Genomic DNA, 14,289 nt, shown 5'->3' on the forward strand with positions numbered 1-14,289 from the left:
GCTTCATTGGGATAGGAGATTGCGCAATGCCCTTGCCGTCTGAAATGCGTTTCGTGGATTTGCCGACCTTCGGTGCTCCTGAGGTCATGGCTATAGCCCGCAAGCCTCTGCCCACGTTGAAACCGGGGGAAATCCTGGTTCGCGTCGAGGCGGCCGGTGTCAACAGGCCGGATGTGGCGCAGCGCCAGGGCACCTATCCGCCGCCGAAGGATGCAAGCCCTATATTGGGTCTGGAAATTGCCGGCGAAGTCGTCGATGTCGCCGCCGGCGTTACGGAATTTGCGATCGGCAATAAGGTCTGCGGTCTCGCCAATGGCGGCGGCTATGCCGAATATTGCGTGCTGCCCGCCGGTCAGGCACTGCGGTTTCCGAACGGATATGACGCCGTGCGCGCAGCAGCCGTTCCCGAGACCTTCTTCACCGTGTGGGCCAATCTCTTCCAGATGGCAGGCCTCACCGAGGGGGAAAGCGTGCTGATCCATGGCGGCTCCAGCGGCATCGGCACCACGGCGATCCAGCTTGCCCGCGCTTTCGGTGCAACGGTCTATACGACGGCCGGCTCCAAGGAAAAGTGCGAGGCATGCGAGAAGCTCGGCGCGAAACGGGCGATCAATTACAGGGAAGAGGATTTCGCCGAGGTCATCAAGACGGAGACGGATCATGGCGTTGATATCATTCTCGACATGATCGGCGCGGCCTATCTGGAGAAGAACCTCGCCTCGCTCGCCCGTGACGGCTGCCTCTCGATCATCGCTTTCCTCGGCGGCACGGTGGCGGAGAAGGTCAACCTGGCACCGATCATGGTCAAGCGCCTGACCGTGACCGGCTCGACCATGCGTCCACGCACGGCGGAGGAAAAGCGCGCCATCCGTGACGATCTTCTCTCCCAGGTCTGGCCGCTGCTTGACGAGGGCACGGTTGCACCCGTCATTCACAAGGTATTCGCCTTCGATGATGTGGTCGCGGCGCACCGCTTGATGGAAACCAGCGACCACATCGGCAAGATCATGCTGAAGCTGGCCTGATCGTGAAGGACAGAACGATGGCGATCAGCCCTGGCACGGCCATCAGCGTGTAGAGCCAGTTTGCAGCGGAAAGGCCGCCGGCAATGCCGCCTGGATTGGTCAGACCGGCGCCATTGACGATGACGCCGGCAAGGGCAGCGCCGAACGCGCCGCCGAGCGACTGCGTCATCGAAATCGCCGCCGACGCCTTGTCTTGCTCGGTTCTCCTGGCGATGCCGATGATCCTGGTCACGAGATGCGCCCATCCCAAGCCGACGCCGAAGCCCATCAGGAACATGGCGATCACGGCCGGCGCGAATTCCGCGAGTTCGGAGAAAGGCGTAGCGGTCGACAGGAACGGAATCAGCGATGCCGTGGCCGCGGTTTCCAGAATGCACCCGGCAATGATCGCGGCGGCTGCCTGCCGGCCCGATAAAGAGTTGCTGAAGAAGGCCGCAATGGTCCAGCCGAGCGCCACCAGCGCCACGAGATAGCCCGAGACCAGCGGCGTTACGCCGTGGAGCGTTTGCAGGAAATAGGGAATGTAGATGTCGCTCGTCAGCACCAGCATCATCGTGAATATCGTCAGGTAGAGTCGCGCGATGGGGTTGCTGAGCATGGCGGCGCCATATGGCAGGAGGCGCACTTCGCTCTTGCGCTCGATCAGCACCATCGTCGCGACGAGCACGATCGAAACGGCGATCAGCACCACCTTGTAGGATCCATGTTCGATCGTGCCGGCAATGCTGACGAACAGAACTGCGGCAAGCAGAAGTATGATCTGGATCAGCGGCGTTCTGGTGTCGATCCGGTCATCCGCGACATCAGGCAGTAGCCAGCGTGCCGAGAACGCCATGATGACGGCCAGCGGCACGAGGATGATAAAGGCCTCCCGCCAGGCGCCTCCGGCGGCAAAAAGGCCGCCAAGGGTCGGTCCGAGCACGGTCGCCACTCCCCAGATGGCAGCGTAGAGCGTAGAGGCCCTGCGCCAGAGGGGCTCGGGATAGATGAAGCGAATGAAGGCATAGGCAAGGCCGGACAGCATGCCCGAGCCGTAGCCCTGAACGGCGCGGCCGATCAGCAGCACCGGCATGGTCGGTGCGATGGCACAGATGAGGCTGCCGGCGCCGAAAGTAAGTGCCGCTGCAATATAGACGGCGCGCAGGCCCATGCCCTTTGGCCGGGTCGCAACCGTGATCGAGCCGAGCACGCCGGCGGCGACGAAAAGCGTCGTCATCCAGGAGAACAATTCGAGGCCGCCGATATCCCGGACGATCGAGGGGGCGATCGTGGCGGTGATGTAGGATTCAACGGCATAAAGCGTGACGCCGCCGCCAAGCATCAGCGTCGCGGGCAGAAGCCTTGGCGAGAACAGCGTGAAGATGGAGGCTGATTTGAGGGGAGCGGTGTTTTCGATGCTGGACATCGGACGATCCTCGGTATTTTCCCTAGCGGTTGATTATTTTCCAAGTTATAATTTGGAAAATTACACGGCCATCGGATTAAAACAAGAGATAACTTGGAAAAATGCGCCAATCACCTGCCAACAGAATTCTGATCCTGTTGAAAACGGATGGACCGCAGCTGGCCTCGGCCGTCGGCGATGCGCTCGGAATATCGTCCGAGGCGGCGCGACAACAGCTGACGAAGATGGCGGAGGAGGGCTTGGTCGAGCCGCTGACGGAGGCCGCTGCGGGCAGGGGTCGGCCGCGGCAATTCTGGCACCTGACGGCGAGCGGCAACCGGCAATTTCCGGATGGCCACGCGGATCTCACAGCGACGCTGCTTGCGACCATGGTCAGCCAGCTGGGGCAGAGCGCCGTCGATACGGTCATCTCCGCCCGTGAAACCGAAACGCTTCGACGCTACCGCAGCGAAATCGATCGCACGGCTGACCTCGCCTCACGCGTCGCGAGCCTCGCTGCCATCCGCACGCAGGAAGGCTACATGGCCGATCACTGGCAGGAGGATGACGGCTCGCTCATGCTGGTCGAGAATCATTGCCCCATCTGCGCCGCAGCCTGCGCCTGCGCCGGCTTCTGCCGCTCCGAGCTGGAAACTTTCCGCACGGTACTCGGCGCGAAAGTCGAGCGCGAGGAGCATATCCTGCTCGGTGCGAGACGATGTGCCTATCGGATCCGCGCCGCGGCTTGAGTGGTCGCTCTTTTCAGCGCGATCGAATGTGATCGGAGATTGGCAATCCCGAGCGCAGCGGCTATTACTGCCCATCCCGCAAATCAAAGGCAGCATTCCATCATGTCCAATCCCGTCTGCGTCGAAGTCACCCGTGGCAATCTGGTCGAGAGCCGCCATCGCGGTTCCATCGTTGCGATCGATGGCGATGGAAAGGTGGTCTTCTCGGCGGGCGATATCGACAGGGGCGTGTTTCCGCGTTCCGCCTGCAAGGCGATGCAGGCCTTGCCTTTGGTCGAAAGCGGCGCCGCAGACACCTATGGCTTTGGCAACAAGGAACTGGCGCTCGCCTGTGCCTCCCATAATGGCGAGGACGAGCATGTCGCGCTCGCGGCCTCCATGCTGGCGCGTGCCGGCCGCGATGTCGGCACGCTCGAATGCGGCGCGCACTGGTCTTCCGATCAGAAGACCCTCATCCATCAGGCCCGCACGATCGACAAGCCGACGGCGCTGCACAACAACTGCTCGGGCAAGCACGCGGGCTTCGTCTGCGCCTGCTGCCATCAGGACATAGATCCCAAGGGCTATGTCGGCTACGATCATCCGCTGCAGCAGCAGATCCGCGACACCATGCAGAGCCTGACCGGCGCTGTTCTCGCCCATGACAATTGCGGCACGGATGGCTGCTCGATCCCGACCTATGCGGTGCCGCTCAAGGGACTGGCGCACGGCTTTGCCAGGATGGCGACCGGCGTTGGCCTCGAGCCGCTGCGCGCCAAGGCGTCGCGCCGGCTGTTCGAAGCCTGCATGGCCGAACCCTTCTACGTGGCCGGCACCGACCGCGCCTGCACCAAGCTGATGCAGGTCGCTCCCGGCCGCATCTTCGCCAAGACCGGTGCCGAAGGCGTCTTTTGTGCCGCGATCCCCGAGCAGGGCATCGCCATCGCGATCAAATGCGATGATGGCACCGGCCGCGCGGCGGAAATCACGGTGGCGGCGACGCTTGCGCGCTTCTTCGAGAAGGATGGTGCGGTCCATGCCGGCCTGACGGCGATGGCCAACAAATCCTTCAGGAACTGGAACGGCATCCATGTCGGCGATATCAGGCCGGCCTCGGTCCTGACGGCATAAGCCCTACTCTTGGGTCCGACCTCTGGCTTGTCGTACCGGCACATGCTGCCGGACGATCCTGTATTCGTGCCAGATGAGAACCATGACGAACAGGTCGAAAACGGTCAGGATGATGAGCCCGATGCCGTGCGTGTCGGTGAAGCGGTAAAGCTGGTAGACGATGAACAGCGCCAAGGCGACCAGCGATGCCGGATAGGCCCACATCTTGCCCCTGAGCAGGCCGATGACGAGCAGCACCTTCACGAGCCCGTGGCTCAAGAGATAATAGGCATAGAAATTCTTGGTGCCGACGGAGAAATCCTGCACCCAGGCATGCAGATGGCTCGCGACGAAGTCCTTGGGATCGTTGAGCAACTCGGGCTGCACGATCCAGTTCACCAGGCGAAGGATGGATTGGGTGCTGACGAGCGCCAGGATGAGGCCGCCGATGCACTCGATCAAGGCATGGGCACCCTTCAGCAGGATGCTGATTTCGAAAATCTGGTGAATGCGGCGTTCGTTCATGGGCGATCGTAACCTCTGCGCGATATTGAGGTAGACTTGATCGGCAATGACCGCAAGGCATGCCGATGTCCGGTCGGCATAGGATCAATCTTCGACCGCATCATGATGACGGCGGCGCAAATCCTGACGAACTATCTCTTTTCCAAGGGTTGGATGCGATGTGCGCGTCAGGCCAGGAAAATCGGCACGCCGGCATTGCGGTAGGGTGCCAGGCGTTCCTCGGGAATATCGGAGGGTACGATCAGGCCGGAAACGCCCTTGATCGGCAGAATCTGGCATGGGGAGGCGGCATCCAGCTTTTCAGCCGTCGCCAGTACGTAGGTTTCCGCCGAGCACTGCGCGATATGCCGCTTGATGGCGGCTTCCTCGAAATCGCCGGTCGAAAAGCCGTGGGCGGGGTGGATGGCAGTGACGCCCAGAAAGAAGATATCGGCCCTTATGGATGCGATCGCCGCCATGGCGGCAGCCCCCGTCGCCACCATCGAATGCTTGTAGAGCTTGCCGCCGATCAGGATGACTTCGGCGACGGGATGATGCTCCAGCTCGCCTGTTATCGTCGGGCTATGGGTGACGATGGTGACGGCAAGATCCTTCGGGAGACGACGGGCGATCTCGGCATTGGTGGTGCCGCCATCGAGAAACGCGGTCTGGCCCGACTTGATCATCCCCGCCGCAAAGGCTCCAAGCCGGCGCTTCTCCTCCGATGAGACCGCCTGACGCGCCGAGAAATCGGGAAGATCGGGCGAAAGCGGCAATGCGCCGCCATGCACGCGCTTCAGCAGCTTTTCCGCCGCCATCTCCCGCAGATCCCTGCGGATCGTGTCTTCGGAAAGGCTGAGATCGTCGGCCAGAGCCTTGGCGATCACTTGGCCGTCCCGGCGCAATCTGTCGAGGATGAGGGCTTTGCGTTGGCTGGTCAGCATGTCGATCTCTGCACGTTATTTCATGAAATATCGTGATTCTATCAAAATAGATTCGACATTCAAGAAAATATGCGCATATTCGTGCAAATTCCTGCAGGAAGCAGGAGGAAAAATGGAGACATGACATGTTGATCTTGATTGCCGGCCCGTATCGCTCCGGCACCGCGGACGACCCGAAGAAGATGGCCGAGAACCTCAAGCGCCTGGAGGAGCCGTCCTATGCCTTGTTCAAGGCCGGGCATCTGCCGATGATCGGCGAATGGGTCGCCTTGCCGGTCTGGCACGCGGCCGGCGGCAAGAGCATCGGCGACGATCTCTACGAGGAGATCTTCCATCCGACGGCCGGCCGCCTGCTGCAGCTTTGTGAGGGCGTTCTGAGATTGCCGGGTGATTCCAAGGGTGCCGACAATGATGTCCGTATCGCCCGCGAGCGCGGCATTCCGGTCTGGTACAGACTGGAAGACGTACCCGGCTGCGCCTGAACCTAGGTTGCCCATCCTCACAACCCCATGAGGATGGGCATGTCTGCCGACCGATCAAAACCTTTTGTAGAAGGTATCAGCATCGGCCACTTCCGTATTGGCCCGGTTGCCTTTAGCGTCGGATGGGATCCAATCGAGGAACGCAACATGCTGACATTCTATTTTGCGCCCGGAAGCTGCGCTCTCGCCAGCCTCATCGCCCTGGAAGAGTCCGGCCTTACCTACGAGCCCCGGCGCCTCAATCTTGCCAATGGCGATCAGCGCCAGCCGGACTATCTGGCCATCAACCCGAAGGGCCGCGTGCCGGCCCTGGTCACCGACAAGGGCGTCATTACAGAAAACATTGCGATTCTGGCTTACGTCGCCCAGATCGCGCCCGCCGCAAAGCTGGCACCGCTCGACGATCCCTTCGAGTTTGCCCGGATGCAGGCCTTCAACAGCTATATCGCCTCGACCGTTCATGTGAACCATTCGCACAAGGGGCGTGGCTATCGCTGGACCGACGATGCCGCAGCCATCGAGACGATGAAAGCCAAGGTTCCACAGACCATGACGGAAAGCTTCGCCATGATCGAGGACAACATGCTGAAAGGTCCCTGGGTGATGGGTGAGCAATATACGGTCGCAGACGGCTATCTTTTCACCATGGCGAAATGGCTGCCGGGTGACAATGTTGACCGCGACCAGTTCGCGAAGGTGAGCGCCCATTATGCGCGTATGCTCGAGCGCCCCGCCGTCAAGAAGGCGCTTGCCGTCGAAGCAGGCTGATCCCGTCAGCCGAATGTTGCCAGAAGTTTTTTCGGGGCGCGGTATCGCCACGCCTCGATCAAACGCCGCTGCAGTTCTTCGTCACCAATCGCGGTGATGCGCAGGGGCAGGGAAGGCCAGCCGACATAGTGATCCGTCTGGAAATAGATCTCCGGCGCCATTTCCATCAGCTGTTCCTTGCGGTCGATCGGCAGCGACAGCACGATGGTCTCGTTGTTCTTGACCGTCACGAATGCCTTGCCGCCGACCTTGAATGCCGGCAGGCCGTAATGTGTGCCGGGTTCGACTTCCGGCAGCCGGGCTTGCATCACGAGCCTGTTCAGTCGTTCCGCGATGACATCCATATCGACGTTTGAGGACATGTTCGCTCCAGAGGCGTAGGGTCTCTCCTAAGTGCATTCTTCCGGTTGAGCGGCTCTTTTGTCCATAGGCCGGCCGAGGTTTTCCGGCATGAGCGGCAGGTCGGCGAGTTCTTCGAGAGACATGGCCGCGAGCAGCGGATGCTGCAGCGGATCGTCTTCCTGCCTGCGATTTTCATCCTGCAAGTCATTGAAGAAAAGCTTCAATATGGACATGGTATGCCTCCTGAGATTTCTCCGCATCGATGCAACCATAAGGGCATCGGCCGGCCTGGCGGCGGCAGGTTTCAATTCCATGCTGCAATAATCGCGCCGGTTCTCGCTTTATTCAATTGAGAATGACGAGATACTGATATAGATATTCTATATGCGAAATCTCAACAGCGTGCATTTGAATGGCCTTCGAGCCGTGGAAGCGGTGGGGCGGCTGGGGTCGCTGCAGGCTGCTGCGGATGAACTCGGCGTGACGATCGGCGCGGTCAGCCAGCAGGTCATCAAGGCCGAGGCGCAATTGGGCCGGCCGTTGTTCGAGCGCACGCCGAAGGGCATGATGATGACGGAAGCCGGTGCCGCGGTGCTGGCCCGGCTGGAGGAGGGTTTCAAGGCATTATCGGCAGCGGTGGCGGTCGCGCAGCATAAGGATGAGAATATTCTCACCATTTCCGTTGCCCCGGTTTTTGCCGCCCGCTGGCTGGTGTATCGCCTCGATCGCTTTGCCAATCGTCACCCCGATATCCGCCTGCGCATCGACGCCACCACACGGCTGATCAATCCGGCGACATCGGACGTCGATATCGGTATTCGGGTCGGCAGCGGGCAGTGGCCGGATGTCAAGTCAGAGCTGTTGCTGGCACAGGAAGTCTTCCCGGTCGTCACGCCGCGGATCGCCGCCACGCTCCGGGAGCCCGCAGACCTGCTGAAAGTCCCTGCGGTGATCGACGGACATGCGATGTTCGGCTGGGAGGTCTGGCTGAAAAAGGCTGGCCTATCAGGCCATTGCATGGAAGAGCGGCACATCTTCAACGATGCATCGCTCTGCCTCGATGCCGCCATGGCGGGGCAGGGTGTGATGCTCGCCTGGCAGACGCTGGCCGCCTATGCCCTGGAGCAGAAATGCCTCGTCGATCCCTTCGGCATCCGCGCCAGAACGGGCTTCGGCCACTATTTCGTTACGGCCGAAGGCGTGCGGGAGCCGAAGAAAGTCACCGCTTTCAAGACTTGGATCCGTGAGGAGATGGAAGAGAGCATGCGCCTCTTCCAATAACCAATATCAGACCGACTCCTTGCCGCGCGTCGCCTGCATGGCCTTGTAGGCGGCACGCGACTGGCAGCGTTCGATCCATGCCTTCATCTTCGGGCGAGCGTCGAACAATTCTTGCTCGGTCTGGGCGTAGCGCAGCACTTCCGCGAGGTTGAGGTCGGCGGCGGTAAAGCGGTTCCCGACGAGGTAGTCCTGATTTTGCAGGTGCTTTTCCAGCACGTCGAGCGGCTTTTTCAGTGAGCGGCAGGCGACCGCGATCCCGGCCTTGCCGGGCTCGCTGCTTTCCTGCGCATTGTCATAGATGCGTACGAGCGCGACGCTGTAGGGTTCGACTTCGGTCGCTGCCCACATGGTCCACATCGACATCAGCCCTTCCTCTTCCACCGTCTTGCCGGCAAGCGGGCCGCCATATCTGCGCGCGAGGTAGAGGTTGATGGCAAGCGATTCATGCATCGTGAGGTCGCCATCCTTGATGCAGGGGATCATGCCCATCGGATTGACCGTCAGAAACTCCGGCGACATCGTGTTGATCGGCGCGTCGACGGCGAGCGGATTGGCAAGCCGGCCGGCCTGGATCACGGGCACGGATTTGAACTCGATGCCGAGCTCCTCCGCCATCCAGTAATTGCGCGAGGCGCGCGAGCGATAGACACCGTAGATCGTCAGCATGTGGGTCTCCCAGATTCGAGTCGGCGCGACATTATTGGGAGGGCCGGACGAGTAAAAGATCCTGCGGCTGATATCTCTTATGAAAGCTTGTGATGGATGGCAGCGCAGCTTGCTCCGTAAGCACGAAAACATCTGCCAACCGGCCGAAATCTTTGCAAATCATGCTGCGGAGGCCTAGCCTTCGTTCGGAAATTAGCGTCGGTGCATGTTACCGTTCGATCACGGCTTTCGTCGGATGCGGTAGGAGGCATCCGGTGAAATGCATATGGGCAATCGGTGACTGCGATCTCGGGAGGAGAGCAGATGCTTGCGACCGGCGTTTCGCTAGACGACAAATATACCGCAGAGGACGGCCGCGTTTTCATGACCGGCCTGCAGGCGCTGGTGCGGCTGCCCATGACCCAGATGCGGCGCGACCGGGCGGCCGGTCTCAACACGGCAGCCTTCATTTCCGGTTACCGCGGCTCGCCGCTCGGCGGCTACGACCAGCAGCTTCTGAAAGCGCAGACCTATCTCGATGCGCATGACGTCACCTTTCAGCCCGGCATCAACGAGGATCTTGCCGCAACGGCCGTCTGGGGCTCGCAGCAGGTCGGTCTTTCGCCCGGCGCCCGCAAGGACGGCGTGCTCGGCATCTGGTATGGCAAGGGCCCCGGCGTCGATCGCTCCGGCGACGTGCTGAAGCATGGTAATGCGGCCGGCACCTCCAGGCATGGCGGCGTCCTCTGTTTCGCCGGCGATGATCACTCCGCCAAATCCTCGACCATTCCGCACCAGACCGACCATGATTTCATGTCGGCGCTCATTCCGGTCATCTATCCCTCATCCATCCACGAGTTTCTGGAATACGGCCTGCTCGGCATCGCCATGTCGCGCTACTCCGGCTGCTGGGTCGGCATGAAATTCATTGCCGACACGGTCGAGACGACCGCAGCCGTCGATCTCTCCGGCGAAAAGCGGCAATTTGTCTTGCCGAGTGATTTCGAATTGCCGCCCGGCGGCCTCAATCTGCGCTGGCCAGATCCGCCGCTGATCCAGGACGATCGCCTGCAGAACTACAAAGCCTATGCTGCCATCGCCTTTGCCCGCGCCAATCGCGTCGACCAAGTGACGCATGACGTCCCCAATGCCCGCTTCGGCATCATCTCGTCTGGCAAGGCCTATGAGGACGTGCTGCAGGCGCTGCGCGAACTCGAGATTGGCCCACGGGAGATGGCTGATATCGGCCTGCGTATCCTCAAGGTGCGGATGCCCTGGCCGCTGGAGCCGGAGGCAGTTCGGCATTTCTCCGAAGGGCTGGATGAGGTGCTTGTCGTCGAAGAGCGACGCGAGATCATCGAAAACCAGATCAAGCAGCAGCTGTTCAATTGGCGCGCCGATGTCCGCCCGCGCATCGTTGGCAAGTTCGACGAGCACGACAAACCCTATCTCAGCCTGTCTTCGGCACTGACCGTCGGCGCGGTCGCAAGAGCCATCGCCGGCCGCATCGTCAAGCTCGATCTCGACCAGGGTCTGCATGACCGCATCGCGGCCAAGCTTGCTCATCTTGCCGAGCGCGGCCAGATCAGCCGCAGCCATGTGGCGCCGCTGAACCGCACGCCGTTCTTCTGCTCCGGCTGTCCGCACAATACCTCCACCCGCGTTCCCGAAGGCAGCCGCGCCGCCGCTGGTATTGGTTGCCACTACATGGTCACCTGGATGGACCGCAGCACCGAGACCTTCACGCAGATGGGCGGCGAAGGCGTGCCGTGGACGGCGATCGCCCGTTACACCGACGAAAAGCACATGTTCGTCAATCTCGGCGACGGCACCTATTTCCACTCCGGCATTCTCGCTGTCCGCCAGTCCGTCGCCGCCAAGGTCAACGTCACCTACAAGCTGCTCTACAACGATGCAGTCGCCATGACCGGCGGCCAGCAGATCGACGGGCACCTTACGCCGCAACTGGTGACGAAGCAGTTGCATGACGAGGGCGTCAAACCGATCTACCTGCTGTCGGACAATCCCGACGCTTACACCGCCTCCGAGCTGGCGCCCGGCGTCAAGGTGCTGCATCGCGACCATATCGATCAGGTGATGCTGACCTTGCGCGACACCGAAGGCTGCTCGGCGATCGTCTATGTCCAGACCTGCGCGGCCGAGAAGCGCCGTCGTCGCAGCCGAGGCTTGATGGAGGATCCGGCCAAGCGCGTCTTCATCAATTCTGCGGTCTGCGAGGGCTGCGGCGATTGCTCGGTGCAATCCAATTGCATCTCCGTCGAGCCGCTGGAGACGGAATTCGGCCGCAAGCGCCAGATCAACCAGTCGAGCTGCAACAAGGATTTCTCCTGCGTCAAAGGCTTCTGCCCGTCCTTCGTCACCGTCCATGGCGGCAAGCGCCGCAAGCGGAAGGCTCTGGAACATGCGGATATCGAAGCACCGATGCCAGAAATTCCCGTCATCGCCGATCGCCCCTGGAACATCGCAATTGCCGGCATCGGCGGCACCGGCATTCTGACCATCGGCGCGATCCTCGAGATGGCTGCGCATCTCGACGGCAAGGTGCCGATGATCCTCGATATGGCCGGCCTTGCCCAGAAGGGCGGCGCCGTCATGAGCCATCTGCGCATCGGTCTCAATCAGGCCGACGTCACCTCGTCGCGCATCGTCAACGGCGGTGCTGATCTGCTGTTATCAGCGGATGAGGTTGTGGGCGCCTCCAAGGACGCGATTACACTCTGTTCATCGATGCGGACCATTGCCATCGTCAACACGGGCCTGATGCCGGTTGCCGATTTCGTGCGTAATCGCGATTTCGACTTCAAGGCCGGCTCGGTTCAGGACACGATCGCCAAGACGGTCAGCGACAAATCCGTCTTCGTCGATTTCAACCATGTGGCAACCGAAGTCACCGGCGATGCCATGTCGACCAACATCCTGCTCACCGGCTTTGCCTGGCAGCGCGGCTTGCTGCCGCTGTCGTTGGAGGCGATCGAAAAGGCGATCGAGCTCAACGGCGTCGCGGTCAAAGCGAGCCTTTCCGCTTTCCATTGGGGCCGGCTTCTGGCGCATGATCCGCAGGCCGTGGAGGCCATGATCGCCGAGCCGGATGCCGCCAAGACGCTGGCGGATAAGAGCCTGGAAGACCTCATCAAGCATCGCAAGGCACATCTGACTGCCTATCAGGACAGCGCGCTTGCCGAGCGCTATGCTCGTTTCGTGGCTCATGCCAATGCCTTGGCAATCAGGGAGCGGCTTTCGGACAAGGTGCCTTTTGCCGTTGCCGTCACCTATGCGCGGGTTCTGGCGTATAAGGATGAATACGAGGTCGCCCGTCTTCTGACGGATCCTGCCTTCGAGGCACAGCTGCGGGAGGAGATGGAGGGCGATTTCAAGCTGGCCTTCAATCTTGCCCCGCCGATCTTAGGTGGGAAGGATCCGAACGGCCGGCCGAAGAAGCGCGAATTCGGCGCCTGGATCCTGCCGTTGCTGCGCGCCCTTGCGCCGATGAAGCGGCTGCGCGGCACCGTCTTCGATCCCTTCGGCTATATGGAGGAGCGTCGGGTGGAACGCCGCCTGATTGCCGAATACGAAGGGATTGCCGGGCGTGTACTTGCAGGTCTGCGCCACGACAACGAAGCCGAGGCCCTTGTCCTCCTATCGTTGTTTGACGAGATAAGAGGGTTCGGCCCGGTCAAGGAAGAGGCGATCCGCAAGATCATGGCGAAGATCGCGGACAAGATGAAGGCCTATGAGACGCCACGGGAGAAGCAGCAAGTGCCGGCCAATGCCGCATGACGGCTAAGGCGGGCGCTTGAAGCGGGCATAAAGAGATATACGTTCACAAGGATCGGACGTTTGCGACGGTCGGGAGGAGAAGCCGGATGTTTGCAGGGGGATTGAACTTCGCGCTTGGGGAGGACATCGATGCGCTGCGCGAGCAGGTGCGCCGTTTTGCCAACCACCGCATCGCGCCGATCGCCGATGAGATCGATCGCAACAATGGCTTCCCGATGCATCTCTGGAAGGAGATGGGCGATCTCGGCTTGCTCGGGGTCACCGTCGATGAGGCCTTTGGCGGCGCCGGCCTCGGTTATCTCGCCCACACGGTTGTCATGGAAGAGATCAGCCGCGCTTCGGCTTCCGTCGGCCTCAGCTATGGCGCCCATTCCAACCTTTGCGTCAACCAGATCCATCGCAACGGCACGACCGCGCAGAAGGAGCGCTATCTTCCGAAGCTGATCTCCGGCGAGCATGTCGGCGCCTTGGCCATGTCGGAACCGGGCGCCGGCTCGGATGTCGTCTCCATGAAACTCCAAGCCGAAAAGCGCGGCCATCATTATGTGCTGAACGGCAGCAAGATGTGGATCACCAATGGGCCGGACGCCGATGTCCTCGTCGTCTACGCCAAGACTTCGCCCGATGCCGGCCCGCGAGGGATCACCGCCTTTCTCGTCGAAAAGGGCTTCCCCGGCTTCTCCGTCGGCCAGAAGCTCGACAAGCTTGGCATGCGCGGCTCCCACACGTCGGAACTGATCTTCGTCGATTGCGAAGTGCCGGAGGAAAATGTTCTGGGCCAAGTCGATGGCGGCGTGCGTGTGCTGATGTCGGGCCTCGACTATGAGCGCGTCGTGCTGTCGGGCGGTCCCGTCGGCATCATGGCCGCCTGCATGGATGTGGTGCTGCCCTACATGCATGAGCGCAGGCAGTTCGGCCAGTCGATCGGCGAATTCCAGCTCATGCAGGGTAAGCTTGCCGACATGTATGTCACCATGAATGCCGCGCGCGCCTATGTCTATGCGGTCGCAGCCGCCTGCGATCGCGGCGAAACGACCCGCAAGGATGCCGCCGGCTGCATTCTCTATTCCGCCGAGAAGGCGACGGCGCTGGCGCTCGAATGCATCCAGGCGCTCGGTGGCAATGGCTATACCAACGATTATCCCGCCGGACGTCTGCTGCGCGACGCCAAGCTCTACGAGATCGGCGCTGGCACGTCCGAAATCCGGCGCATGCTGATCGGCCGCGAGTTGTTCGGCGAAACGGCCTGATTTCGAATTCCATTTTACTCGATCGAGT

Annotated in this window: 14 protein-coding genes; 8 read left to right on the forward strand and 6 right to left on the reverse strand. The window is 61.2% G+C overall.

The features are described from left to right. Positions 1-26 precede the first annotated feature (26 nt). Positions 27-1,025 carry an NAD(P)H-quinone oxidoreductase gene (locus RHSP_RS19380; RefSeq protein WP_037153066.1) on the forward strand — a complete coding sequence of 333 codons (999 nt, stop codon included), beginning with the start codon at positions 27-29 and terminating at the stop codon, positions 1,023-1,025. Here RHSP_RS19380 and RHSP_RS19385 read toward each other — a convergent pair. Then, positions 1,006-2,430, reverse strand: coding sequence for an MFS transporter (locus RHSP_RS19385; protein WP_004121383.1), 1,425 nt, complete (start codon positions 2,428-2,430; stop codon positions 1,006-1,008). The genes RHSP_RS19380 and RHSP_RS19385 overlap by 20 nt on opposite strands. A 101-nt stretch (positions 2,431-2,531) precedes the next feature. Between RHSP_RS19385 and RHSP_RS19390 the strand changes: the two genes are divergently transcribed. Together RHSP_RS19390 and RHSP_RS19395 are read left to right on the forward strand one after the other, a co-directional pair. After that, a complete protein-coding gene (locus RHSP_RS19390; protein WP_004121384.1) occupies positions 2,532-3,158 on the forward strand; it encodes a helix-turn-helix transcriptional regulator in 627 nt (208 codons plus the stop codon). Positions 3,159-3,260: 102 nt separating this feature from the next. Further along, entirely contained in the window at positions 3,261-4,268 is a 1,008-nt protein-coding gene (locus RHSP_RS19395; protein WP_004121385.1) for an asparaginase, read from the forward strand. Between the two features lie 3 nt (positions 4,269-4,271). Here RHSP_RS19395 and RHSP_RS19400 read toward each other — a convergent pair whose 3' ends face one another. Together RHSP_RS19400 and RHSP_RS19405 are read right to left on the reverse strand one after the other, a co-directional pair. After that, positions 4,272-4,772, reverse strand: a complete 501-nt coding sequence (locus tag RHSP_RS19400) for a DUF2127 domain-containing protein (protein WP_004121387.1) — start codon at positions 4,770-4,772, stop codon at positions 4,272-4,274. Between the two features lie 167 nt (positions 4,773-4,939). Next, positions 4,940-5,695 (reverse strand): DeoR/GlpR family DNA-binding transcription regulator, encoded by a 756-nt coding sequence (locus tag RHSP_RS19405; RefSeq protein ID WP_004121390.1) that lies wholly within the window; start codon positions 5,693-5,695, stop codon positions 4,940-4,942. Between the two features lie 125 nt (positions 5,696-5,820). Here RHSP_RS19405 and RHSP_RS19410 point away from each other — a divergent pair, with 125 nt between their 5' ends. Together RHSP_RS19410 and RHSP_RS19415 are read left to right on the forward strand one after the other, a co-directional pair. Next, positions 5,821-6,177 carry a hypothetical protein gene (locus tag RHSP_RS19410; protein ID WP_004121393.1) on the forward strand — a complete coding sequence of 119 codons (357 nt, stop codon included), beginning with the start codon at positions 5,821-5,823 and terminating at the stop codon, positions 6,175-6,177. 147 nt (positions 6,178-6,324) lie between these two features. Then, on the forward strand, positions 6,325-6,945 hold the full coding sequence (locus tag RHSP_RS19415; protein ID WP_037153257.1) for a glutathione S-transferase family protein: 621 nt from the start codon (positions 6,325-6,327) through the stop codon (positions 6,943-6,945). A 5-nt stretch (positions 6,946-6,950) separates the two neighbouring features. Here the strand turns inward: RHSP_RS19415 and RHSP_RS19420 are convergent, their stop codons facing one another. Then, positions 6,951-7,307: an MmcQ/YjbR family DNA-binding protein gene (locus tag RHSP_RS19420; RefSeq protein ID WP_004121400.1), complete on the reverse strand. Its 357-nt coding sequence runs from the start codon at positions 7,305-7,307 to the stop codon at positions 6,951-6,953. Between the two features lie 27 nt (positions 7,308-7,334). Further along, the gene (locus RHSP_RS19425) at positions 7,335-7,520 is read right to left on the reverse strand and encodes a hypothetical protein (protein ID WP_037153070.1); all 186 of its coding nucleotides are present in this window, start codon (positions 7,518-7,520) and stop codon (positions 7,335-7,337) included. A 151-nt stretch (positions 7,521-7,671) separates the two neighbouring features. Between RHSP_RS19425 and RHSP_RS19430 the strand changes: the two genes are divergently transcribed. Beyond that, complete coding sequence (locus RHSP_RS19430; RefSeq protein ID WP_037153073.1) at positions 7,672-8,568, forward strand: LysR substrate-binding domain-containing protein; 897 nt, start codon at positions 7,672-7,674, stop codon at positions 8,566-8,568. Between the two features lie 6 nt (positions 8,569-8,574). Here the strand turns inward: RHSP_RS19430 and RHSP_RS19435 are convergent, their stop codons facing one another. Further along, a complete protein-coding gene (locus RHSP_RS19435; RefSeq protein WP_004121408.1) occupies positions 8,575-9,234 on the reverse strand; it encodes a glutathione S-transferase family protein in 660 nt (219 codons plus the stop codon). A 303-nt stretch (positions 9,235-9,537) separates the two neighbouring features. Here RHSP_RS19435 and RHSP_RS19440 point away from each other — a divergent pair, with 303 nt between their 5' ends. Both RHSP_RS19440 and RHSP_RS19445 read left to right on the forward strand, forming a co-directional pair. Beyond that, the gene (locus tag RHSP_RS19440; RefSeq protein WP_004121412.1) at positions 9,538-13,011 is read left to right on the forward strand and encodes an indolepyruvate ferredoxin oxidoreductase family protein; all 3,474 of its coding nucleotides are present in this window, start codon (positions 9,538-9,540) and stop codon (positions 13,009-13,011) included. 86 nt (positions 13,012-13,097) lie between these two features. Then, complete coding sequence (locus RHSP_RS19445) at positions 13,098-14,261, forward strand: isovaleryl-CoA dehydrogenase (RefSeq protein ID WP_004121414.1); 1,164 nt, start codon at positions 13,098-13,100, stop codon at positions 14,259-14,261. The last annotated feature ends 28 nt before the right edge of the window (positions 14,262-14,289 follow it).

Origin of the sequence: Rhizobium freirei PRF 81 (genome assembly GCF_000359745.1) — a bacterium.
In the GTDB taxonomy this organism is placed as follows: Bacteria; Pseudomonadota; Alphaproteobacteria; order Rhizobiales; family Rhizobiaceae; genus Rhizobium; species Rhizobium freirei.

Coding starts and splice junctions, on each gene's coding strand:
- RHSP_RS19405 (WP_004121390.1), bottom strand. CDS start 5,695: ATGCTGACCAGCCAACGCAAAGCCCTCATCCTCGACAGATTGCGCCGG.
- RHSP_RS19430 (WP_037153073.1), top strand. CDS start 7,672: ATGCGAAATCTCAACAGCGTGCATTTGAATGGCCTTCGAGCCGTGGAA.
- RHSP_RS19410 (WP_004121393.1), top strand. CDS start 5,821: ATGTTGATCTTGATTGCCGGCCCGTATCGCTCCGGCACCGCGGACGAC.
- RHSP_RS19445 (WP_004121414.1), top strand. CDS start 13,098: ATGTTTGCAGGGGGATTGAACTTCGCGCTTGGGGAGGACATCGATGCG.
- RHSP_RS19425 (WP_037153070.1), bottom strand. CDS start 7,520: ATGTCCATATTGAAGCTTTTCTTCAATGACTTGCAGGATGAAAATCGC.
- RHSP_RS19390 (WP_004121384.1), top strand. CDS start 2,532: ATGCGCCAATCACCTGCCAACAGAATTCTGATCCTGTTGAAAACGGAT.
- RHSP_RS19440 (WP_004121412.1), top strand. CDS start 9,538: ATGCTTGCGACCGGCGTTTCGCTAGACGACAAATATACCGCAGAGGAC.
- RHSP_RS19415 (WP_037153257.1), top strand. CDS start 6,325: ATGCTGACATTCTATTTTGCGCCCGGAAGCTGCGCTCTCGCCAGCCTC.
- RHSP_RS19400 (WP_004121387.1), bottom strand. CDS start 4,772: ATGAACGAACGCCGCATTCACCAGATTTTCGAAATCAGCATCCTGCTG.
- RHSP_RS19420 (WP_004121400.1), bottom strand. CDS start 7,307: ATGTCCTCAAACGTCGATATGGATGTCATCGCGGAACGACTGAACAGG.
- RHSP_RS19380 (WP_037153066.1), top strand. CDS start 27: ATGCCCTTGCCGTCTGAAATGCGTTTCGTGGATTTGCCGACCTTCGGT.
- RHSP_RS19395 (WP_004121385.1), top strand. CDS start 3,261: ATGTCCAATCCCGTCTGCGTCGAAGTCACCCGTGGCAATCTGGTCGAG.
- RHSP_RS19385 (WP_004121383.1), bottom strand. CDS start 2,430: ATGTCCAGCATCGAAAACACCGCTCCCCTCAAATCAGCCTCCATCTTC.
- RHSP_RS19435 (WP_004121408.1), bottom strand. CDS start 9,234: ATGCTGACGATCTACGGTGTCTATCGCTCGCGCGCCTCGCGCAATTAC.